Annotated in this window: 10 protein-coding genes; all 10 read left to right on the top strand. The window is 39.2% G+C overall.

Translation table 11 applies throughout. From position 1 onward, the window contains the following. Positions 1-60 precede the first annotated feature (60 nt). The 10 genes from BELBA_RS18465 (at position 61) to BELBA_RS18420 (ending at position 26,177) form a co-directional block, all read left to right on the top strand. Positions 61-729, top strand: a complete 669-nt coding sequence (locus BELBA_RS18465; protein ID WP_014774200.1) for an SCO family protein — start codon at positions 61-63, stop codon at positions 727-729. Further along, complete coding sequence (locus tag BELBA_RS18460) at positions 716-1,270, top strand: DUF420 domain-containing protein (RefSeq protein WP_014774199.1); 555 nt, start codon at positions 716-718, stop codon at positions 1,268-1,270. The genes BELBA_RS18465 and BELBA_RS18460 overlap by 14 nt, the downstream gene beginning before the upstream one ends. A 32-nt stretch (positions 1,271-1,302) precedes the next feature. Continuing rightward, on the top strand, positions 1,303-1,566 hold the full coding sequence (locus tag BELBA_RS18455; RefSeq protein ID WP_014774198.1) for a hypothetical protein: 264 nt from the start codon (positions 1,303-1,305) through the stop codon (positions 1,564-1,566). Positions 1,567-1,640: 74 nt separating this feature from the next. Then, positions 1,641-5,342: an ATP-binding protein gene (locus BELBA_RS18450; RefSeq protein ID WP_014774197.1), complete on the top strand. Its 3,702-nt coding sequence runs from the start codon at positions 1,641-1,643 to the stop codon at positions 5,340-5,342. Between the two features lie 96 nt (positions 5,343-5,438). Then, entirely contained in the window at positions 5,439-8,915 is a 3,477-nt protein-coding gene (locus BELBA_RS18445; RefSeq protein ID WP_014774196.1) for a hypothetical protein, read from the top strand. Between the two features lie 651 nt (positions 8,916-9,566). Then, positions 9,567-10,091, top strand: a complete 525-nt coding sequence (locus BELBA_RS18440) for a hypothetical protein (protein ID WP_014774194.1) — start codon at positions 9,567-9,569, stop codon at positions 10,089-10,091. A gap of 22 nt (positions 10,092-10,113) precedes the next feature. Further along, positions 10,114-21,537 (top strand): T9SS C-terminal target domain-containing protein, encoded by an 11,424-nt coding sequence (locus BELBA_RS19790; RefSeq protein ID WP_014774193.1) that lies wholly within the window; start codon positions 10,114-10,116, stop codon positions 21,535-21,537. A gap of 10 nt (positions 21,538-21,547) precedes the next feature. Then, complete coding sequence (locus BELBA_RS18430) at positions 21,548-22,522, top strand: PorP/SprF family type IX secretion system membrane protein (RefSeq protein WP_014774192.1); 975 nt, start codon at positions 21,548-21,550, stop codon at positions 22,520-22,522. A gap of 2 nt (positions 22,523-22,524) precedes the next feature. Further along, entirely contained in the window at positions 22,525-24,882 is a 2,358-nt protein-coding gene (locus BELBA_RS18425) for an OmpA family protein (RefSeq protein ID WP_245531104.1), read from the top strand. Between the two features lie 665 nt (positions 24,883-25,547). After that, the gene (locus BELBA_RS18420; RefSeq protein ID WP_014774190.1) at positions 25,548-26,177 is read left to right on the top strand and encodes a hypothetical protein; all 630 of its coding nucleotides are present in this window, start codon (positions 25,548-25,550) and stop codon (positions 26,175-26,177) included. Positions 26,178-26,191 lie beyond the last annotated feature (14 nt).

The following is a 26,191-nucleotide window of genomic DNA, read 5'->3' as shown; positions in this document are numbered from 1 at the left end:
AAGTAGGTTGAAGAGTCACTCTTCAACCTACTTTTTTGTTACATATCTAAATATTAACAGATGAGAGGAATTAGAATACTTCAAGGATTTGTATTATTGTGCATTTTATTGGTACCTGTTGTTATCATTGTTTTTCTAAAAACAATGACATCCAATACATACGAAATTCCTATTTACTACGAATCAGGTGTGGACAACCCATTAATGGAATGTGATTTTGTTGAAAATAAGCAACATGCAATACCTGATTTTTCATTTACTTCTCAGGATAACGAAACTATTGGAAGAGCTGATATGGAAGGAAAAATTACCGTTGTCGATTTTTTCTTCACTTCCTGTCCGAGTATTTGTCCAGTAATGTCTACTGAAATGGAAAGGGTAGATGATGTATTTAGAGATGTTGATGATGTTCAAATCTTTTCTATTTCCATTGATCCAGATTTTGATACTCCCGAGATTCTTCAAGAATATGCCACGTTGCATCAAGCTACCAAAGGAAAGTGGTTTTTCTTAACAGGTGACAAAGAAGTGACTTATGACCTCGCAAGATGTGGTTTTATCCTTCCCGCAATGGATGGTGGAGATGTGCCCGATGATTTTGTTCATTCTGACAAATTTGTTTTAATTGACGAAGAAGGTCGGATAAGAGGATATTATAGTGGAACTAACAGAGAAGAAGTAGATAGATTAATACTAGAAACAAAAATTCTATTATATGGAAAAGAGTAATGTATTGTTGAATAGAGAAGATAAAGGAATCATTAGATGGGTGACCATAATTGCAATTGCCGTTCCTTTGCTGGTTGCGGTTCTTTTGTTTATGCCATCTAAAATAGACTTGGCTAGCGAGTGGGTTTATTTCCTGCCTCATTTGAATGCGGTAATTAATTCAGCAGCATCAGTGGCGCTAATTCTTGGTTTGATTTTCATCAAGAGTGGAAATATCACTTACCATAGAGCTTCTATGACAACAGCCTTTGGACTAGGAGCGATTTTCTTAGTTTCTTATGTGATCTATCATGCAGCAGCTGAAAGCACGTCATTCGGTGGTGAGGGAATGATTAAGTCTATTTATTACTTTATATTGATAACACATATTATCTTAGCGGCAGTAGCATTGTTCCCGATTCTGTTGGCATATTATTATGGCTACACAGATCAAAGAGCAAAACACAAAAAAGTTGTTAGATTTGCATATCCGATTTGGCTTTATGTAACTATTTCTGGGGTGCTAGTGTATTTGATGATTAGTCCCTATTATGGTTTCTAAACTAATCCGAAATTGAAGACGTTATATTGATAATGAATAAAATTAAAAAAATCGTATTTGTAATTATAGCATTCCTTTTTACCCAAACAGCTTCTTTTGCACAATGTGCAATGTGTAGAGCATCAGTTGAAAACAATGTGAGTAATGGTGATACCTCAATTGGAGCAGGTTTGAATATGGGGATTCTATATTTGTTTATTATGCCTTACATGATTGCCATGATCATAGGGTATCTTTGGTATAGAAATGCCAAAAAAAGAAAGGCGAAATTTATATTTCAAGGAGACAAGTTTTGATAGTACTAATTAAATATTCATAAAAAAAAGCAAAGTTTGATAATCAACTTTGCTTTTTTACTTTTATATACATTATGCTTAAAAAAAGACGTCTTATACTTCTTGTTGCAGTACTTGGAATAGGTGCTCTTCTAGCATTGAACTATTTTTTAGTTCAAAGAAGTCAATACGACAGGATTCTTGAACCTATTGAAAGAAAAATCCATGATGTAGAAGCAAAATTTGATCAAGACTTTATTGAGATTTTGATGCAAAATAGGCCAGATGAAAAATTGTCTTTTTCAAATTTATTAGTTAATGGTAATTACCCATATTATTTATTTGATTCCGCAGGTAACCTAGCTTTTTGGTCTGATTTTACTAATATGCCAGATTTTGATTTATTAAATCAAAAGAAGCAGCATCAATATTACGAAGATAAAAAAGGCATTTTCTATTTAAGGTTACGAAGCATCAAGAGGTTTGATGAAACATATTGGCTGGTGCAATTGTACCCGTTAAATTATAAAAGAGAAGTGCAGAATGATTTTTTAATATCAGGATTTAATCCTGAACTTTTCGGGAATAGTCGAGTCATTCTATCAAAACAGAGCAAGGGAGGGAATTCTAATATAAATAGCAAAAATGGAGAATTCATTTTTTCAATTGAATTTGAATCAGGATACGAATCTGTAAATAAAGAGCGGAATGTTACACTTCTCGTCTTTTTCTTTTCACTGTTGATTTTAGTATTGATCGTTGGGTATGATTTTGTTCTCACGATATGGAAAAGAGGTAAACCGTACCTAGCGATTCTTTATGCTGCTGGTATTTTATTTTCTATTCGAGGGTTTATGTTATTTTTTAACTTTCCTCAAAATTTCTTTGATTTCCCTCTCTTTGATTCAAGTAAATATGCTTCTTCTTGGTTTAATCCAAGTTTGGGAGATCTGCTTTTGAATACAATTTGCAGTTTGATCATTTTTTCTTTGTTACTAGGTATTCTTGCTAGCAAAGGCTTTCAGAATAAATTCAATTTGCTTCGTTCCAATTTTAAAGAAGGTACATTTATTTTATTAGCATATTTATTGTCTACAATCTTATTGGCACTTTTTTATGGATTGTATATTAACATTTTAAGTAACTCTCAATGGGACTTGAATATTTTGTCGCTCCCATCTTTTGATTACTTTAAAATGATCAGTCTCCTGATTGTTTTTTTTGGAGGTACCATGTATTTGCTGTTTTCTATTTTGGGAATCAACTTAGTTTTAAGTAGTGAGAAAATTGAAAGATCTCAAGCTTTAAGAGTTTTGGTTTATTTTTCAGTTCCTCTTGGCTTGGCACTTGCATATTTTAATTGGGTGTATCTAATAGCTTTTTTAGCCCATTTCATCTTGCTGGTATCAATAGTAAGCTTTGAATTATATAAGAATGTTTTTAAACTTGGATTCAATACATTTCTCACTTTTTTCTTTGGCTGTTTGATAGGAGCCGTGATCACTGGAATTGCCTCTCATCAAGTTTATTTAGAAAGACAATTGCAAGCCAAAGAAAGATTTGGCACACAGCAGTTAATAGAAAATGATGTGATGGCAGAGTTTTATTTAGCTGGTATTATGGATAGAATTAAATCTGATTTGTTTATAAAAAATACCCTGATAGACCCTTTTCAATCTAATGAAGCTATTGATAGGAAAATTAGAAAAATTCATTTAACAAACTATTTTGATCAATATGATATTGATTTAAAGATTTTTAATGCTGCCGGAGATAATGTGCTTGATAGGATGGATGATGTAAAGCTTCAAGACTTAAGATTAAAATATATTAAAAGCGATTTTGCTACCACTATAAGAGATTTATATTTTATAAAAGGAGTTCAAGAGGGAGTTGGAAATAGATATATTTCTTTTATTCCACTTTTAAGAGATGGTGCGCTAATTGGAACAGCTTATTTAGAACTAAGGCAATTGAAAATTCTTCCAGGTTCTGTATTTCCTAAACTTTTAATGGACAGAAAGTATAATGTCAACCTGAATGATAGGAATTATGACTATGCTTTATTCATTGATAGAGAGCTTCAATATTCCGTTGGTGTTTTCAATTACAGAACTATGGATTTGGAGGCTTTTCAAAAGCAATCAAAGCTCTATTCAATTGGGATTTATGAAAAAAAATATCATCACCTTGGTATAGAAAGTGAAGATAAACTGGTAGTGGTTTCATCTCCTGTTTATCCGATCTATTACATTCTTGCAGATATTTCACTTTTTTTTGTAGCCTTTATCATACTTACTTTAATTAGTGTTTTGATTTTTACAATTGTCCAAGGGTTGACAAGATTTAAATTCAATTATGCAACGAAACTTCAGATGTATTTGAATTTTGCATTCTTTTTCCCGATACTAACGATCAGCTTAATTATCATTGGTTTATTGACAAATTCCTACAGGGAAGAATTACATCGCCAATATTTTCAAAAAGCTTCATTAGTAGGTGATAACCTTTCGGCAGTATTGGAGAGACAAGCTATAGGAGAAGCAGATAAAGACGACTTTGCAGAGATGGTGAATAACCTCGCTGGTACCACAAATGTTGAAATCAATGTATTTGATCCAGAAGGAATGCTGATCGCTACATCACAGCCGAATACTTTCGATAAGGGGATATTGACCAAGTATATCAACCCACGAGCAATTGTTGAAATTATTGAAGGCCAGAATAATAGAGCTTTGCTGGAAGAGAAAATAGGTTCCTTAGGTTACAAATCTGTATACCTGGCTATCAGATCTTCCAATAGTCAACAGATAAGAGCTATTCTTGCTATTCCATTCTTTGAATCTGAGTCTGAATTAGATTTATTGATTGCAGATGTCTTGAGTAATATAGCCAACATATTTGTTTTGATTTTTATCATATTTTTATTCGTATCCTATTTTGTTTCAAAGAACCTTACTTTTCCTTTCAATCTTTTGACTCAAAAATTAAAAAATACAGATTTGGATAGCAATGAACCTATGTATTGGCCATCTAATGATGAAATTGGACTCTTAGTAAACGAATACAATAACATGCTTTTCAAACTAGAAGCCAGTAAGAAAATTCTTTCTAATACGGAGAAGGAGTCAGCTTGGAGAGAAATGGCCAAACAAGTTGCACACGAGATTAAAAACCCTCTTACTCCAATGAAGCTTACCCTTCAACACTTATTGAGACTTCAGGCTATGGGAAATCTTGAGGATCCAGAGAAGCTCAAAAAACCGCTAGAGACATTGATTCATCAAATCGATACACTCAGTGATATCGCAACATCTTTTTCTACTTTTGCAAAAATGCCACTTCCCAAAAATATTCAAATGGACTTCAGGAAAGTGGTTTTGGATACGATTGAGTTATTTAAAAGTAGAGAAAAGGGGATTGTTACTTTTGAAGATTTAGTTCCAGATAGACAATTGACTGTAATGGGAGACGATCAACTTTTTGGAAGGGTGATTTCCAATCTGATAATCAATGGTATCCAAGCTGTAGAATCAAAAAAGAAAGCTCAAATTAAGGTGTTTTTAAATATCGAGAATCATAAAGTGATTCTGAAAATAAAAGATAATGGAAAAGGAATTTCAGATGAACTGAAAGATAAAATCTTTATCCCTAATTTTAGTACCAAGTCAGAAGGGTCAGGGCTTGGCTTGGCTATTGCTAAAAGAGGAGTAGAGACCGCTGGAGGTAAAATTTGGTTTGATACAGAGAAAGGTAAAGGGTCTACATTTTATTTAGCTTTTGATTTAGTTGAATAAATCAGCTAATTCATACTTTTTCAAAGTTTCAAATTAACTCAGCATATTTCTTTTCTTCTTGAAAATATTACCTTAGTGAGAAGATTGAGGATTCAAATGATTGCTTTGAGACGATTTTTACTTATTGGGTTGTTGTGGCTAGGAGGAGTCGGTCAAATTTTTGCTCAGTCGAATAGCTGTAAATGGATGCCTTATGATATTTTCAAAAATGATTTTTTATTAGACTCCCTTTCAGTCATTGAGGAAAGTATCAAAATTTCAGATTCTCAAGGGAATAGGTTTTTTTTTGATTACAATCTCAATTCTGGAACAATCAAGGTCAATTTGGACAACGCCAATAAAATCGATTCTCTTCAATTTTGTTATCAAACTTTTCCATATAGTTTCCATCAGGTAATTGCTAAAAGAACACTTCAGCAAGATTATGATTCTATGGCTATGTTTCGAAATAATAGAGTTGGAGCACTTCCTACTTTTGATTTCAGAGAAGAACTTTTCCCAACTACAAACTTGAGTAAATCTGGAAATTTAACTCGTGGAGTTTCATTTGGTAATACCCAAAATGTGTTTGTGAATTCCTCTCTCAATTTACAAATGTCGGGAGAGCTGGCTGAAAACCTGAATATCCGTGCAAGTATTACCGATCAAAATGTACCCTTTCAGCCAGAAGGTAATACGCAGCAATTGCAAGATTTTGACAACGTATTGGTAGAAATATATAATGATAAATTTAATCTGGCAGCTGGTGATGTAGTACTTCAACAGAGGAGGTCAGAATTTCTGAGATATTATAAAAATGTGCAAGGAACCCAGTTTACTACAAATTACCTATTGGGTAACAAATGGAAAGCATCAACCCAAGCAGCGGCTTCAGTTGCCAAAGGAAAATTTGCTTCCATTCAATTGGAGGTGTTTGAAGGGACACTTGGGCCTTACAGAATTCCAGGGCCAGATAATGAAAGGTTTGTTATCATAATGGCCAATTCGGAGCGTGTATTTTTGGATGGAAAGCAGCTTCAAAGAGGATTTAATTATGATTATGTTATTGATTACAATCAGGGAGAAATCACCTTTACACCAAAAATCCTAATTACTCAATATTCAAGGGTGAGAATCGATTTTGAATATGCAGAGCGAAACTATAGCAGATCAATTCTAACAGCAAATCATATTCAAGAAACGGATAAAGTGTCATTTTATATGAACTTCTACAGAGAACAAGATAATAGAAATAGACCCTTATTTTTTGAGTTTTCGGATAGGGAAAAAAGTTTACTTGCTTCCGTAGGTGATAATTTGGAAGCGGCTTCTTTTCCAAGAGTTGATTCTGTAGCTTTTGATCAGAACAGGATTCTTTATAAGAGAGTTGAAACTTTTGACGATCGAGGGATTCCAATAGTATTTTATGAATATTCAAATGATCCCCAAGATGCTTTTTTTGCAATAGGTTTCTCGGAAGTTGGTTTAGGAAATGGTGATTATGTCCGCTTACAAAGATTAGCAAATGGACCTGTTTATGAATATGTACCCAGAGTTAATGGAGTGCCTCAGGGAAGATTTTCTATCCTTTCACAGCTTCCAGCACCAAATAAAAGGCAAATGTTCACCACAGGGACCAGAATCAAATTAAGTGAATTTGAAAAGATATATTCGGAAGTAGCATTTTCAAGTACTGATCAAAATTTATTTTCTGAGATAGATAATGAAGATAACAATGGCTTTGGGATTAAGTCTGGATTTTTGTCTGAAAACAGAATCTTTGAGAAATTCAAAGGTTATAAATTTAATGCCTTGGCAGAATTTGAATATAATGCTGCTAATTTCAATTTCATAGACCGATTGAGGTATATAGAATTTGATAGAGACTGGAGTTTGAGACCTGAGGACAGCCAAGACCCGGGAAGTGAAAGGATTTTTAATGCGCAAGTTTCCTTGACCAAAGATGCGGACAAGTCGTTTTCTTATAGATTTAACTTAAGAAATCGCGGAAATATCTTATCTGGAACACAACACCTTGCCACTTTCAATCAAGTTGTCGCGAAGAGGTTTTATGTGAAAAATGATTTTTTCAAATTAGATAGTGATGTCAGAAACCTAAAATCTAATTGGCTTCGATATACTGGAGATGTTAGTTATAGATCGAAAGTACTAGTTCCAGGTTATAAGGTAATGTTAGATAGAAATGCTGTTAGAGACATAGCATCAGACTCTGTCGTGGGAACAGCGATGAACTTTCTTGAACAAATGTTTTACCTGAAATCCAATGATACATTACCCTATTCATTCTTTGCTGATGTGAGTTGGAGGGAAGATAAGTTTCCAGTCGGAGGAGAGTTGGTCTCTGATACCGAAGCTTTCGCAAGTAATTATGGTCTTAAGAAAAAGTTTGGCAATCATGATTTTACAGGAACTTTTACTTATAGAGAGTTGAGATTTTTAAGAAATTCAAACGAAATCGAAACGACAGTTTTAGGAAAAATTGATTATTTAAGTAATCTATTCGATGGAAATGTAAGAAATGAACTTTCCTACGCTCTTGGAAATGGACGGGAATTCAGAAGAGAATATGTCTATTTGCCTGTTCCAACAGGAGAAGGAACGCATGCATGGAGAGATGACAATGGAGATGGAGTTCAGCAACTTAATGAATTCTATATAGCCGTAAATCCTGAGGAGAAAATTTTCATAAAAGTCTTTGTTCCAACAACTGACTTTATTCAAGCATATAGCACTATTTTTAATTACCGTCTAAATGCAAAATTTCCAGATTCATGGCGGAAAGAAAAAGGTTTGCGACTTTTTATGCAGAAATTTTCAAATACGACAAGCTTAAATATTGAGAAAAAAATTACTTCAAATGAATTCTGGCAACGTGTAAATCCATTTGTTGGAGGATTCGCAGATGAAGATTTGATCTCTGTTCGCCAAGTGATTCGGAGCACTTTTTTCTTTAATAGAGCATCTCCAAAATATGGATTTGATTTATCTGTATTTGATAGCCAAAACAAACAACTTCTTGCTGGGGGATTCGAAGATTTAGTTCAAAAGGATTGGCGTTTGAATACCCGTTTTAATTTTAACCCTAATCTAAATTTTAGATTTCTTCTAATGTCGGGAAGTAGGTTTGCTGCTTCAGACTTTCTAGATAATAGGAATTACACAATTGAGCAATATGGATTAGGGCCAGAATTGGCTTGGCAGCCAAGTAATGTTTTTCGTTCTACCTTGATGTATCAATTTACGGATAAAGAAAACGTATCTAATCCAGAATTTGCAGAAAAGGCAGAGCTCCACCAATTGGGGTTGGACTTCCGCTTTTCAAAAGCCATCAAGACAACAGTTAATGCAAATTTAAAATACACCTATATTTCTTATAATGGAGAAGCCAATTCCCCAACTGGCTACGAAATGCTCCAAGCATTGAACACTGGAAATAACCTGACCTGGACTTTGAATTGGCTTCAAAAAATTGGAGAGGGGCTTCAGATGAATATGGTTTATGAAGGGAGAAATTCTCAAGGATTAGGTCGCTTGGTTCATGTGGGCAGGATGCAAGTGACTGCTTTATTTTAAGTAAAGTGTTTTTCTAATCTTATTTATTAAATTTTTCTTCATTTATTTTTCAAAGACGAGATGTATCCATGCTGAGATGAAATACTCATTCTCCATTCTCCCTAATTTTTATTAAAAGCCCATTAGAACTATTTAAATACATGTTTTTGATTTTTTATAGACTTATAGATTCCCCCCTTTTCGATCTATTTGAAATAATTAAAATGTATTTCATAATAAAAAAAATGTATTTAAAGTTAATTTTTCTTGTTAATAATTTGGATATGAAATACAAAATAATGTATTTTTACAGCAAATAAATAGGTTTGATAAAACCTGTATGACTTTAAAACATAAAAAATGGTCTTATAAACCTCTTATTGAAGCTTTTAATTAAAAACAGGTATGGGAAATTATTTACAATTCAAGCACGACAGCAGTTTGCTGAAGAACGCAGAGAAGTTCTTCAAGGTAATCTTAGGATGTTTTTTGATCCAGATTTTCAATTTATATATGGGAGCATGGCAAGGTACTTTTAGTGTATCATACATACAGCACGCTTCAGATCATCAAAAATGTTTGTATACAAACTCTGATCTTGAGTGGTCAGGCACGAAATATTTACTCTATTCCTCTAGCATATAATTATTCAAGATAATATTTAACAAAGTCATGTTTAGCATTTATTCAAATTTCAGGAAGGGAAAGTTTAGTCAGGGATTGACTATACAACTTTTCATAATTATCGGGCTGATTTACTCTTCAGTTGGAAGCTTACAAGCACAGCAAGTAAAAGAACTTCAGTCATATATGGCTGAGGAAAATATTGGCAAAGAAGATCGCTTATATAAGATGATTTATGGTGCGACTCCAACGATAGTGATTGCTAATAATACAAAAGTTAATCCAAAGGAAGCTTATCCTCAGAAAGTAGATGTTGATGGCTCAAGTTTGAGGTTTTTAAATGAAAAAGACCCGCTTTTTAGAACTGTAAAGATGATTCAGATTCATATTACTGATTCATCTCAAATCGCTTCTGTTTCTTTAGGAACGTCTTTATTTGAGTCATTCAGTAATCTAAAATATATTTTCATTTTGTCAGATGTTGCCTTGACTTCTCAAGAAGTTTTAAGGATGTCTGCAGGATTCGAAAACACAGATATTTTAATTTTTTATCAGGTAGCAATACCTCAATAATTCTTCTTAAAGCAAAAAAATCATGGAAAATATTTACAATTTTCTTAAAAATATAAGGTTTGCTGTTCTAGCAGTAGTCCTTGTATTATTTGGAGGCAATCTGCCTACTGCCACTGCTCAAACACAAAACGTTAAGCCTTTTGTAAAAAGAGTTGGAACCCCACAACCACCAAATGGAGTTTTCAATGTCAGGGGAGATTATACTTTGGTTGGAAATACAAATCTGACTTTGCAGAATTACTCAGACGGGGGTAATAATTCAAGTAATGTGATGGTATATGTGGATGTTGATGGCAATCCACAAACAGTTAATTCATCATCTGCAAATTTAGTTTTCTCTCAGGAAAATGGAGCTGATCCGAACTGTTCCGAGATTCTATACGCAGGGCTTTATTGGTCGGGTAGAGCCACACCTGGGTTAGGCAATACCTTTGACGTAACCAAAGGGGAAGTGCCAGGTACTCCTCAGCAGGTGAATAATGTTCAGCAACAAGTATTTCATAATGACCCGATCAATTTCTCAAACTATTCACTTGGTATTTCTAGAGTTGGAGGGAATAATAATAGATCACCATTATATACTTTAGAGGGTGATGGTGATGTTTATCAATTTGAATTTAACAATTCTACGAATAATAGGGTAGGATGGAGAGTAGGGACAAATGGTTCTTTTACTCCAGTTAGCAATTTGAATGTTACCACCTCAGGCGGTGTCAGTACGGCCACATTTGACCCTGTTTCAATCACAATTGATGGAGTCACTTTTTCGGTATCGAGTTTAAGAAGAAACTCTTCCAATAATGGAAATTCTAATAGTTACACAAATTCAAATAACAGCCTGACATTAACAGCAAATGGCACTTTCACGCCAATGGTTCCCAATACGGTTACCTTGGACAAGAGGAAGGTAAAGTTGAAAGGTCCCGGATCGGCTTCCTACACTGAACTTACTGCAAATGCAAACAATATCCTTTATCCTCAAGGGGCTCAGGCGGATATTTATGCGGGATATGTTGATGTTACCAATTATGTGAAACAAAATGGTATTGGTGAATATACCGTTGCCGATATTGCATTAGTAGAAGGGAATGGCGGGCTTACAGGGTATTTTGGTCAGTGGGGAATTATTGTTGTTTATGAAAACTCAAAAATGCCTTGGAGAGATATCACCATTTTTGACGGATATTCCTTTGTGCAATCTCCTGGAAATAGCGCATTGTCTACAGGAGAATTTGACATTACTGGTTTCAATGCAGTTCAAAATGGCCCTGTCAATCTTAAACTAGGCGTGTTGGCTGGTGAAGGTGACGTAGGGATCACTGGAGATTTTCTTGAAATCAGAAATGCAGCAAATTCGAATTGGGTAAGATTAAGCCATCCTTTGAATACCACAAATAATTTCTTCAACTCGACTATTTATACACCTGTCAGAGATGCCAATGACGACCTTGTAAGCAACCCAAGATCACCAAATCTGCTCAATAACACAGGGATTGATATTGCGATGTGGGATGTACCTAATCCTAACAATTCTATTATAGGAAATAGTCAAACATCTACAAGATTTAGGTACGGGACGACTCAAGATCTGTATTCTATTTACATGGTAGCTTTTTCTGTAGATGCTTATGTGCCGGATGTTGAAGGACTTAATTTACTCACCTCATTAAATGGAAATCCCGCTGGAATCAATCCAACCGTTCAGCCTGGGGAAGATATTACCTATACACTTGAAATTAGGAATAGGGGTACAGAAGCAGTTCAGGATTTAGAAGTTGTTATTCCTATTCCATTTACAGCTTCTTTCTCAGGGGACTTAAGTGATATTATTTCACAAGTTAATTTTTCTGGTGGAAATGCTCAGTCACCAATTTTTGATCCGACAGCAGGGTCTACGGGGTCTATCATATGGAAGATTAATAACCTGCCTTTACCAGCAAGCGGGGATCCAAATGATGTACTTGCCACGCTTACTTACACACTTCAAGCCACTGAAAATTGTTTTGTTCTTGCTCAGGCTGATTGTGAAGCATTTATTGAAACAGGAGGTATACTTAGAGGTAAAGGAGCTGTATCACAGAGTACTTTCAATTCAGTACCATTCATCACTGGATTTAATAATGACGGATCATGTGAAGGTGAGCCTATCTCCACACCTGTCCGTATAAATATTGTCAATGCTCTTGATTGGGTACAGACGAACTGTCAGGGAGCAAATCTTGAACTAGATTTCTTTTTCTGTAACGTAACAGCGGGAATTCCGGTAACAGAGATAAGGGGTAATTTTCCAACTGGTACACAATTCTTCAGTGGTCCAGACCCTTTAAATGACACTGAATTTAATGAAAACAATCCATTCCCTTCAACTGGGGGTCAGTTTTTTGCAATTCCACCAAATTCATCAGAATGTGTATTCCAGTTTGATATCATTGTAACAATTGTTACAACCAATCCTGATATACCTACTTCTGAGGATTTAACTTTCTGTCAAGGTGAAAATGCTGGGAATTTGTCACAGTTCATTTCCTTAAGTGCCGATGGTTTGGCCAATGATTATCAGTTATTCTATTTTACCGAACCAACTGGAGGAAACGCTATCAGCAATCCTGTTATTAATACAAGTAATTCTGGTGAGGTTACTTTTTGGGTTGCAGAAGGTCCTTCTTCAAGTTGTATTGGTGATAGAGTTCCTGTAACTATAACTGTAAACCCAAATACAGCTGAGCCAGCAGTATTGAATGTTAATGAGTGTCAGCAAGAAGGTACGGTACCATATAATGTCACAGCACTTCCAAATGCCACATTGTTATTTTATGCAGACAATAACCCAGGTAGCCTACCTTTTGAGGCAACACCAGCTGTTGACCTAAGTATCGCAGGAATCAATACAGTTTGGGTATCTCAGGTTGTAGATGGCTTGTGTGAAAGTGCACGAGTTCCTGTGTCAATCACAGTGAATCCATTACCTGTTTTAACTATCGCTGATCCAGCCCCAGTTTGTGAGCCGGGCACGGTTGATTTGACAGCAGCAGCTGTTACAGCTGGTTCTTCAGGTTTTGATGTTTTAGAATATTTTTCAAACGTAGAAGGAACGGATGTATTAACTAATCCAGATGCAATTGCACAATCAGGCACTTATTATATCAAAGCTACTTCTTCAAATGATTGTTTTGTTATTAAGCCAGTAGAAGTGATTGTAAATGATGCACCAGTTGCACCAATATCAGCAGGAGATATCACTGTTTGTGCAGCAGATCCAATCCAGACTTTAGATGCAAATGATGCGATTACAGCAGTTACTGGAATTACCTATAAATGGTATACCGCTGCCACTGGTGGATCTGAAGTTATACCAACTTTAAGTTCAATTGGAACAGCTACTTTTTATGTTGAGGCAGTTTCAGAAGAAGGTTGTGCTTCTTTAGAAAGAACCGCAGTGACATTGACAATCAATGATTGTAGCGTAGCAATCACAAAGACCGTTGACTTCGAGGAAATCGATAAGCCAACAACTTTGAACTACACCATTAGAGTAACTAATCCAGGTAATACTCCATTGACTGGTGTAGTAGTAACAGATCCGTTGACGAACGAGGCTACTCCTTTAGCACTTTTTTCAGGTGACGATAATAATGATGGAAAGTTAGATACTGGCGAATCTTGGGTTTACAATGCTTCTTATGCTGTAGATCAAGATATGATCGATGCAGGTGCTGATATAGTTAATACTGCTATTGTAAATACTGATTTTACAGGTGAGGAAGAAGCGAGTGTGACCACAATGATCGATCAGACACCAGGTTTAGCCATCACGAAGGCAGCAGCTCTTGGCTCAAGCTATGAAGCAGTAGGCGACGAGATTGATTACACGATCACGGTAACAAACACTGGAAATGTGACATTGAGCAACATAGTTGTTGCAGATCCATTGACAGGCTTGAACCAGACGATAGCAACGTTGGCACCAAAAGCATCAGAAGTAATCAACACTACTTACACAGTAGATCAAGATGACATTGATGCGGGAAGTGTGACGAATGTAGCGACAGCAACAGTAGGCGATATCACAGTAAGTGATGATGAAGAGGTTGATGCAGTACAGACACCAGGTTTAGCCATCACGAAGGCAGCAGCTCTTGGCTCAAGCTATGAAGCAGTAGGCGACGAGATTGATTACACGATCACGGTAACAAACACTGGAAATGTGACATTGAGCAACATAGTTGTTGCAGATCCATTGACAGGCTTGAACCAGACGATAGCAACGTTGGCACCAAAAGCATCAGAAGTAATCAACACTACTTACACAGTAGATCAAGATGACATTGATGCGGGAAGTGTGACGAATGTAGCGACAGCAACAGTAGGCGATATCACAGTAAGTGATGATGAAGAGGTTGATGCAGTACAGACACCGGGTTTAGCCATCACGAAGGCAGCAGCTCTTGGCTCAAGCTATGAAGCAGTAGGCGACGAGATTGATTACACGATCACGGTAACAAACACTGGAAATGTGACATTGAGCAACATAGTTGTTGCAGATCCATTGACAGGCTTGAACCAGACGATAGCAACGTTGGCACCAAAAGCATCAGAAGTAATCAACACTACTTACACAGTAGATCAAGATGACATTGATGCGGGAAGTGTGACGAATGTAGCGACAGCAACAGTAGGCGATATCACAGTAAGTGATGATGAAGAGGTTGATGCAGTACAGATACCAGGTTTAGCCATCACGAAGGCAGCAGCTCTTGGCTCAAGCTATGAAGCAGTAGGCGACGAGATTGATTACACGATCACGGTAACAAACACTGGAAATGTGACATTGAGCAACATAGTTGTTGCAGATCCATTGACAGGCTTGAACCAGACGATAGCAACGTTGGCACCAAAAGCATCAGAAGTAATCAACACTACTTACACAGTAGATCAAGATGACATTGATGCGGGAAGTGTGACGAATGTAGCGACAGCAACAGTAGGCGATATCACAGTAAGTGATGATGAAGAGGTTGATGCAGTACAAAACTCAGCAATCGCAATAGCTAAATCAGCGAACAAAACAATAGTAACAGCAGCTGGTGAGGAAGTAGTGTACACCTTGACGGTAACGAACACAGGCAACACGACCTTGACAGATGTGATGTTGGTAGATGCGATGCTAGAAGTATCTGAGAATGTAGGCACCCTACTACCAGGTCAGTCTGCAAGCAGAGACTATACTTACACAGTAACACAGGCTGACATTGACAACGGATCGATTGTAAACGTAGCAAACACAACAGGTGAAGATCCAAACGGAGATATGCCAGAAGACGACGCAACGGTAACCGTAGACGTAGATCAGAGATCAGCAATCACAATAGCTAAGTCAGCAAACAAAACAGTAGTAACTGAATCAGGTGAGGAAGTAGTGTACACCTTGACGGTAACGAACACAGGCAACACGACCTTGACAGATGTGATGATCGTGGATGCGATGCTAGAAGTATCTGAGAATGTAGGCACCCTACTACCAGGTCAGTCAGCAAGCAGAGACTATACTTATACAGTAACCCAGTCTGACATTGACAACGGTTCTATCGTGAACGTAGCGACAGTTACCTCAGAAGATCCAAATGGAGACACGCCAGGTGATGATGACGAAGTAACAGTAGACGTTGATCAGAATAGCAGCGTAGCCTTGACTAAGTCAGCAGATAAGTCAGTAGTGACAGTGGCTGGTGAGGAAGTAGTGTACACGTTGACAGTAACGAACACAGGCAACACAACCTTGACAGATGTAATGCTAGTTGACGAAATGCTTGAAGTATCTGAGAATGTAGGTACCCTACTTCCAGGTCAGTCAGTAAGCAGAGACTATACATACACAGTAACACAGTCTGACATTGACAACGGTTCTATCGTGAATGTAGCGAGCACAACAGGTGAAGATCCAAATGGAGATATGCCAGAAGACGATGCAACGGTAACAGTAGACGTTGATCAAAACTCAGCGATCAGCTTAGCTAAATCAGCGAACAAAACAGTAGTAAGTGAAGCAGGCGAGGAAGTAGTTTACACGTTGACGGTAACGAACACGGGTAACACGACTTTGACAGATGTGATGATTGTAGATGCGATGCTAGAAGTATCCGAGAATGTAGGAACCCTACTTCCAGGACAATCTGAAAGCAGAGACTATACATACACAGTAACACAGTCTGACATTGACAACGGTTCTATCGTGAACGTAGCGAGCACAACAGGTGAAGATCCAAATGGAGATATGCCAGAAGACGATGCAACGGTAACAGTAGACGTTGATCAAAACTCAGCGATCAGCTTAGCTAAATCAGCAGATAAGTCAGTAGTGACAGTGGCTGGTGAGGAAGTAGTGTACACCTTGACGGTAACGAACACAGGAAACACAACCTTGACAGACGTGATGCTAGTTGACGAAATGCTAGAAGTATCTGAGAATGTAGGAACCCTACTTCCAGGACAATCTGAAAGCAGAGACTATACATACACAGTAACACAGTCTGACATTGACAACGGTTCTATCGTGAACGTAGCGAGCACAACAGGTGAAGATCCAAATGGAGATATGCCAGAAGACGATGCAACGGTAACAGTAGACGTTGATCAAAACTCAGCGATCAGCTTAGCTAAATCAGCAGATAAGTCAGTAGTGACAGTGGCTGGTGAGGAAGTAGTGTACACCTTGACGGTAACGAACACAGGAAACACAACCTTGACAGACGTGATGCTAGTTGACGAAATGCTAGAAGTATCCGAGAATGTAGGAACCCTACTTCCAGGACAATCTGAAAGCAGAGACTACACATACACAGTAACACAGGCTGACATTGACAACGGTTCGATAGTAAACGTAGCAAACACAACAGGTGAAGATCCAAACGGAGATATGCCAGAAGACGATGCAACGGTAACAGTAGACGTTGACCAGAACTCGGCAATCACAATAGCTAAATCAGCGAACAAAACAGTAGTAAGTGAAGCAGGCGAGGAAGTAGTTTACACCTTGACGGTAACGAACACGGGTAACACGACCTTGACAGATGTGATGATTGTAGATGCGATGCTAGAAGTATCCGAGAATGTAGGAACCCTACTTCCAGGACAATCTGAAAGCAGAGACTACACATACACAGTAACACAGGCTGACATTGACAACGGTTCGATAGTAAACGTAGCGACAACAGAAGGTGAAGATCCAAATGGAGATATGCCAGAAGACGACGCAACGGTAACCGTGGACGTTGATCAGAGATCAGCAATCACAATAGCGAAGTCAGCAAACAAAACAGCAGTAACTGAAGCAGGCGAGGAAGTAGTTTACACCTTGACGGTAACGAACACGGGTAACACGACCTTGACAGATGTGATGATTGTAGATGCGATGTTGAATGTATCTGAGAATGTAGGAACCCTACTTCCGGGACAATCTGAAAGCAGAGACTATACTTACACAGTAACACAGGCTGACATTGACAACGGATCGATTGTAAACGTAGCAAACACAACAGGTGAAGATCCAAACGGAGATATGCCAGAAGACGACGCAACGGTAACCGTAGACGTTGATCAGAGATCAGCAATCACAATAGCTAAGTCAGCAAACAAAACAGTAGTAACTGAATCAGGCGAGGAAGTAGTTTACACCTTGACGGTAACGAACACGGGCAACACGACCTTGACAGATGTGATGCTAGTTGACGAGATGCTAGAAGTATCTGAGAATGTAGGCACGCTACTTCCAGGTCAGTCAGTAAGCAGAGACTATACATATACAGTAACCCAGTCTGATATTGACAACGGTTCTATCGTGAACGTAGCAAGCACAACAGGTGAAGATCCAAATGGTGATACTCCAGGTGACGATGACGAAGTAACAGTAGACGTTGATCAGAACAGCAGCGTAGCCTTGACTAAGTCAGCAGACAAGTCAATAGTAACAGCAGCAGGCGAGGAAGTGGTTTACACCTTGACGGTAACGAACACAGGCAACACGACCTTGACAGATGTGATGTTGGTAGATGCGATGCTAGAAGTATCTGAGAATGTAGGCACCCTACTTCCGGGACAATCAGCAAGCAGAGACTACACTTACACAGTAACACAGGCTGACATTGACAACGGATCGATTGTAAACGTAGCAAACACAACAGGTGAAGATCCAAACGGAGATATGCCAGAAGACGACGCAACGGTAACCGTAGACGTTGATCAGAACTCAGCAATCACAATAGCTAAGTCAGCAAACAAAACAGTAGTAACTGAAGCAGGCGAGGAAGTAGTTTACACCTTGACGGTAACGAACACGGGCAACACGACCTTGACAGATGTGATGCTAGTTGACGAGATGCTAGAAGTATCTGAGAATGTAGGCACGCTACTTCCAGGTCAGTCAGTAAGCAGAGACTATACATATACAGTAACCCAGTCTGATATTGACAACGGTTCTATCGTGAACGTAGCAAGCACAACAGGTGAAGATCCAAATGGTGATACTCCAGGTGACGATGACGAAGTAACAGTAGACGTTGATCAGAACAGCAGCGTAGCCTTGACTAAGTCAGCAGACAAGTCAATAGTAACAGCAGCAGGCGAGGAAGTGGTTTACACCTTGACGGTAACGAACACAGGCAACACGACCTTGACAGATGTGATGTTAGTTGACGAGATGCTAGAAGTATCTGAGAATGTAGGCACGCTACTTCCAGGTCAGTCAGTAAGCAGAGACTATACATATACAGTAACCCAGTCTGATATTGACAACGGTTCTATCGTGAACGTAGCAAGCACAGAAGGTGAAGATCCAAATGGTGATACTCCAGGTGACGATGACGAAGTAACAGTAGACGTTGATCAGAACAGCAGCGTAGCCTTGACTAAGTCAGCAGACAAGTCAATAGTAACAGCAGCAGGCGAGGAAGTGGTTTACACCTTGACGGTAACGAACACAGGCAACACGACCTTGACAGATGTGATGATTGTAGATGCGATGTTGAATGTATCTGAGAATGTAGGCACCCTACTACCAGGTCAGTCAGCAAGCAGAGACTACACTTACACAGTAACACAGACTGATATTGACAACGGCTCAATTGTGAACGTAGCAAGCACTGAAGGTGAAGATCCAAATGGAGACACGCCAGGTGACGATGACGAAGTAACAGTAGACGTTGATCAGAACAGCAGCGTAGCCTTGGCTAAGTCAGCAGACAAGTCAGTAGTGACAGCAGCAGGTGAAGAAGTAGTGTATACCTTGACGGTAACGAACACAGGAAACACAACTTTGACAGATGTGATGCTAGTTGATGAAATGCTAGAAGTATCTGAGAATGTAGGAACCCTACTTCCAGGACAATCTGAAAGCAGAGACTATACTTACACAGTAACACAGACTGATATAGACAACGGCTCAATAGTAAACGTAGCAAGCACAACAGGTGAAGATCCAAACGGAGACAAGCCAGGTGACGAGGCAACAGTAACCGTAGACGTTGATCAGAGATCAGCAATCATAATAGCCAAGTCAGCAAACAAAACAGCAGTAACAGCAGCTGGTGAGGAAGTAGTTTACACGTTGACGGTAACGAACACGGGTAACACGACCTTGACAGATGTGATGTTGGTAGATGCGATGTTGAATGTATCTGAGAATGTAGGCACCTTACTACCAGGACAATCTGAAAGCAGAGAATATACTTACACAGTCACACAGGCTGACATTGACAACGGATCGATAGTAAACGTAGCAACCACAGAAGGTGAAAATCCAAACGGAGAGACTCCAGAAGATGGCGACGAGGTGATTGTTGAAGTTGATCAGAGATCAGCAATCACAATAGCTAAGTCAGCGAACAAAACAGTAGTAAGTGAAGCAGGCGAGGAAGTAGTTTACACGTTGACGGTAACGAACACAGGCAACACGACCTTGACAGATGTGATGATTGTAGATGCGATGTTGAATGTATCTGAGAATGTAGGAACCCTACTTCCGGGAGCATCAGCAAGCAGAGAATATACTTACACAGTAACACAGGCTGACATTGACAACGGATCGATAGTAAACGTAGCAACCACAGAAGGTGAAGATCCAAATGGAGAGACTCCAGAAGATGGCGACGAGGTGATTGTTGAAGTTGATCAGAGAGCAAGTATTGAGATTGTGAAAACTACGCAGTCGACTACTTACCTTGAATTGGGAGAAGTGATCAACTATACGTTGACAGTGACCAACACAGGAAGTGTAACATTGACCAACGTAGAGGTAATTGATCCATTGACAGGCTTTACCAACACAATAGAGAGCCTATCTCCTGGACAAGTAATTAGCCTTGCTACATCTTACACGATTACTGCGGACGACCTTGAAAGAGGAACCTTGTTGAATACTGCATCGGTATCAGCGGAGATACCTGATGGTGGAACGATAGGAGATGAAGATTCTGTGACAATCGGAGGAGGGGCAAGACCGATCATTGCCAACGATGATGAATACGGTGAGTTTACAGTAAGCTTCGGTGGAGAGATAGGAAACATTCTTGACAATGACTTGCTAGACGGTCAGCCGGTAACGATGGACAATGTGGACTTTGTATTCACAGAGTTGGACGGCATCATCGGTTTGTTGATCAATCCAAACGGAGAGTTGAGTTTGATTCCAGGAGTAAACGAAGCGAGAGATTACAGATTGAGATACGTGTTGAGTGAGACACTTAACCCGACTAACAGTGACGAGGCATTTGTAACCTTCAGAATATTGAACGACGAAGTGGATATGTCGGTGACAAAAACATCTTTTGATGTGGAAGTTTTTGAAGGGGACGAATTCGAATATGAAATCGTGGTAAGGAACAACAGCGAGAATGACGCATCGGATGTAGAGATCGTGGATGACCTTCCAAACGGTCTGAGCTACATCAGTTCAACGATCACATCAAGTGATGCATCTATTCAGGCGTCGACTACAACAGCGGGTAACAGAATTACCTGGACTGTACCGACCTTCCCTGCCGGAGCTACGATGACGATAAGGGTACTGGTAAAAGCAGACGCATTGCCAGGGACATCAGAGTTGACAGTAACAAACGTAGTGAGTGTAAGCTCTTCTGGAGAAGAACTGAATCCTACTGACAATACTGACAGCGATACGAATACGATTAAACCGTTCTTCATCCCTAACGTGATCACGCCGAATGGTGACAACAGAAACGACAGGTTTGAGATTAAGGGTCTAGACAAATTCACTTCAAACGAGATCGTGATATTCAACAGATTCGGTGACCATGTATTCGAGAGAACCAACTATCAGAACGATTGGTCGGCTGAAGGTTTACCTGCAGGTACCTACTTTATGGTACTTGTGGCGACAGATTCACAAGGCAGAACCCATGACTTCAAAGAATGGATACAAGTAATCAAAGAATAATCCGAGAGCTATGAGAGGGATTTTTAAAACACTAGGAATGACGATGCTGATGGCTGTTTTAGCCATCGGCATGGTCGAAGGGCAGCAATTGCCTCAGTTCAGCCAGTACATATTCAACGGCCTTCATATCAACCCGGCGTATGCGGGCTATAAGGGAGAGCCGTATATACAGAGCACCTATCGGAGTCAGTGGGTTGGTTTTGAAGGCGCTCCGACCACCTTTACAGTGACAGCGGATCTGAGTGCGAATGAAGGGCTGATGGGCTTTGGTTTGTCGGTACTTTCAGACAAGTTGGGACCGACCAATACGAACGGGGCGATGCTGTCGTATGCGTATAGGATACAGACAGGCAGAGAGTCGTTTTTGGGTTTGGGGGCAAGCATCGGAGCGAGTGAGTATGCGATAGATGGAGACATGCTCAGAGCCAATAATCCGGATGATCCGAACCTACCTCAAGGTCGGGTGAATATGTTCACACCGAACATGAACCTGGGGATGTTTTTTCACAACAGCAGGTTTTATGCAGGAGTGAGTGCGTATAACATGATCGGCAGAGGAGCTTTGGAGCGAGAAGACATCGCCTTAGCGTATCATGACTTTCATTACTACATTACAGCGGGAGTAATGATACCTATCTCAAGCAGTGTACAGTTCAAGCCAAGCTTTTTGATCAAAGAAGTGAAAGGAGCCCCGACGAGTTACGACATCAACGGGATGGTGCTGTTCAAGGAAAGGTTATGGCTGGGAGCTTCGTACAGGTCTAATATGCAGATGGGAATGGAAAACCTACAGGACAACCTGAATCAGCGGAATGCAGTTGCCTTTTTGCTGGAAGTTTTTGCGACCAACAATTTGCGACTTGGCTATGCGTATGACCACAGCATGAACGTGCTGAGCGATTACAGGAACAACTCCCACGAGATATCGGTAGGATATTACATTGCACCGAGAAGTGTCACCATGAAAAATCCAAGATGGTTCTAACTATGAAAAATCTTTTTACAACAATATTGATAGGCTTCCTTCTGTTTTTAGGAACAGGGTTAAGGGAACTACATGCGCAGAGTGCACTATTACGCTATGCAGACAAGCAGTACAGTTTGGATAACTACCAGCATGCGGCAGAAGTGTACGAGCAGGCCTATGCCAAGAAGGAAAAACACCAAACAGCTAGACAGATAGCACAATCCTACGATAAGATCAGAGACTACGAAAAGGCAAACGAATGGTGGGCTAAAGTAGTGAAGTTTGAAGAAGCAGACAGAGAAGACTACTACGAGTACCTGTTGTCCTCCTACCTGGTGAATAGCGGAGAAGTGGAGATGGAAGCCTTACTAGAAGGTTCAGACTTCACGGCAGACGACTTTCCGGAGATCGATGCGCAGAAGATGAAGACGCTTTACAGTGAGCGAGCGAACCTGAAGCTAGTGCCCGTGGCAGGAGTGAACAGCAGCGGATCAGACATGGGGATGTCAGTAGACAGGAATAAGAACATGTACTTTGCCTCGGACAGGGGAGCAGTCACCCCTACGGAGAAGCCAGCGATCAGACTTGACCTGAACAACATCTACAGTGAGGAGAAATATGACTTCAATGACAGGGAGTTTTTCAGGATTATAAGAAAAGATACATCAGGGAACCTGACCGAGCTGAACACAGGCAATGAAGAAGTGTTGCACTTCTCAGACCCCAGCTTCATGCATGAAAAAGGGCTGATGTTTTATACAGTTACAAGAAGGATCACCAAGGCGAAGAAAACCCCGGAGTTTGCGGTAGGCACAGAGATCTATTACAGCAAGATCGATGAATCGGGGATGATGTCGGAGCACCAGGCGATGCCCTTCAACGCAGCTACCAAATACGGAGTGATGCATCCCTTTGTGGATGAAGAAGCCAAGAGGATTTACTTCAGTTCAGACATGTCAGGCGGACAGGGAGGCTTTGACCTCTACTATGTGAGCTATGACGAAGATCTGAACTTTGGAACCCCAACCAACTTGGGTTCAGAAATCAACACAGGCAAAAACGAAAGCCATCCGTATAGAGTAGGCGACAAGCTTTACTTTTCGAGCAACGGCCATCCCGGCTTGGGCGGCTTGGATGTGTTCAAGGCAGACTACAGCGAATCACAGATCGGTAATGTGACCAACATGGGCGCCCCGATCAACTCGAACAGAGACGACTTTGCCTACAGCATAACAGAAGAAGGAAAGAGATACCTGTCAAGCGACAGAACAGGAGGTCAGGGATTAGATGATATTTATAGCATCGAAGCGCTGAACAAGAAGCTGATTGCAAGAGTGAAGGACTGTGATGACAATATGATCACAGAAAGCTTTACGGCAATCCTTACAGAGAAAGACAATAGGGGAACCATCGAAACAACAAGAGGAGCAGATGGATCACTGAATGCAGATCTGAACCCGGAGAGTAACTTTGAGTTGAAGATCAGCAAGAAAGGCTACTTCAGCATCTATGACAATACACTGAGCACAGTAGGACTAGAAGCAGAAACATTAGAGAGAGAATACAGACTGGCAAAGATCCCGTATCAGATGCCGGTATATGTTGATATTGTGTATTATGATCTGGATAAATCAGTAATCAGAACAGACGCAGAGCCGACGCTAGACAAACTAGGAGAGTTGATGCAGAAGTATAGCTTCCTAGACTTGCGTGTAGCCTCACATACCGATGCAAGAGCAAGTGATGAATATAACGAAGCCTTGAGTCAGCGCAGAGCAGATGCAGTATTGGAGTTCCTGAACAAGTACAACATCGGCAAAGAAAGAGTGAGAGCAGAATGGTTTGGTGAAGAGAAGCTGACCAACGACTGTGGGGATGGTGTACCATGCCCAGAGCCTGATCATCAGCTGAACAGAAGATCGGAGTTGGTCTTGGAAGCCTTCCCTGACCCTGACAAAGACTACGAGTTGCCGAAGGAATTGTTGGACAAAGATATCTGTGACGAGTTGGGCATCTTTGAAGAATTGCAGAGAGAGTTGAACGCAGTGCCGATAGTGTACTTCGACTTTGACAAGAGCAACATCAGACCGGTTCACAAGAAAGAGTTGGAGAGAACAGCGATCATGATGAAGCGGATGAAGAACCTGAATCTGTACATTGCAGGCCATACAGATCAGCGAGGCAGTGAGGAGTACAACAAATCCTTGTCAGAGCGCAGATCGGCAGTAGTGATGGAATACTTGGTGAATAGAGGCGTGGAAGCAGCAAGGATGCAACACGAATGGTTTGGCAAGACCCAACCTATCCACGACTGCGGAACATGCAGCGAAGCTCAACACCAAGAGAACAGAAGGACAGAGTTGAAGCTGAGGAAGTAGAGAGCGTACTGAGAGAAATGCTCCAAAGGGTAGAGTTAATTTTGTTAAAATGTAAATAATACCTTCCTGAATACTTCGTAAAAATGATTTCTATTTAAATTTGATAGCTTATCTAAATTAATTCAACGCTTTATTAATTAAAATACAAGAGTATATAATGCCATTATTAAGGCATTTAAAGTTCCCTAACCTGTAGATTTATTAAAGGACCATCTGTTTCGGGTGGTCTTTTTTTGTTAGAATTTGAAGGGGTTTTCTTAGAATCTAAGTAAAAATGAACCCTATAAAAGAAATAAAATAAACTATATTGATCCATATTAATTTTAAAAACACTTTTTTATCAGTGCTTTTTTAGTTTTTATTTTTTTAAAAATTCTAATCTAAATATTCCTAGATTTTACTTTTCATCGACATTTTATTATTGAATATCAAGAGTATATTACTAATTACACATTATGTTATCCATGCAAGATTTTAGAAATATCTGAATCGATAAATTTAAAGGAGGTTTCTAGGTATGTGATTTATAGTTTTTTAAATTATTGTAAGACATCATATATTTTCGTCAAAGACTGACTTTAATCATGTTTCTACCTTTTTTTTATCACCTTAATGCGCTTCTCACAGCCTTAGATTTGTGGTGTATATTAAAAAATACCATACTGATGAAAGTGGAAACGGATTCTGAGTTTTTAATACCTAACGATTTGCTTGCAAAGCATTACTGTAGTTCATTGCCTAGTAATTTCCCTGAAAATTTATCTAAAGGAGCGGGTAGTGTAATGTGCAATCCAAATCAAGCGCCAAGCCTTTTTTCAGCACATTTGCCAGAAGTTTTAGATTGGTTACATGGAATGGATATACCAAAAGGCTTGGAAGAAAACCCTTGTCAAATCCCAGTTCTTTTATTTGATAAAGAATTGACAATGGAGCATTTATTATTTCATTATGATGGTACACCAGCATCCGCCCAGTTAATTTTTAATTTTATTAATCTTTTTAAAAATACGATTAAAGGAAGTAAAGCCACTATAATTTCCCCTTCATTCATTCCGAAATCAAAGCTTAGAGAGGAACAAGAAATTATTCAGGCAGTGAGTAACGCGACATTTGAAACATCCTTTATAAAATTCAATTTTTCTAGAATAGGGGATTTTTGGTCTTATGCAGTAAAGCATAAATGTACCTTGTTGGTGACTTCAAAAAACTATCAGGCAGATTTAGCAAAAGTCCTTTTTCATTTCTACAAAGGCGGGATGTGGTACAACCGACTTTCATTTTATTTGTCATTTTGAAAGGATTCAAAATA

This window comes from Belliella baltica DSM 15883 (genome assembly GCF_000265405.1).
Classification (GTDB): domain Bacteria; phylum Bacteroidota; class Bacteroidia; order Cytophagales; family Cyclobacteriaceae; genus Belliella; species Belliella baltica.
Note: the sequence above shows the minus strand (reverse complement) of the source record. Positions and strands in the feature narration are given on the sequence as shown.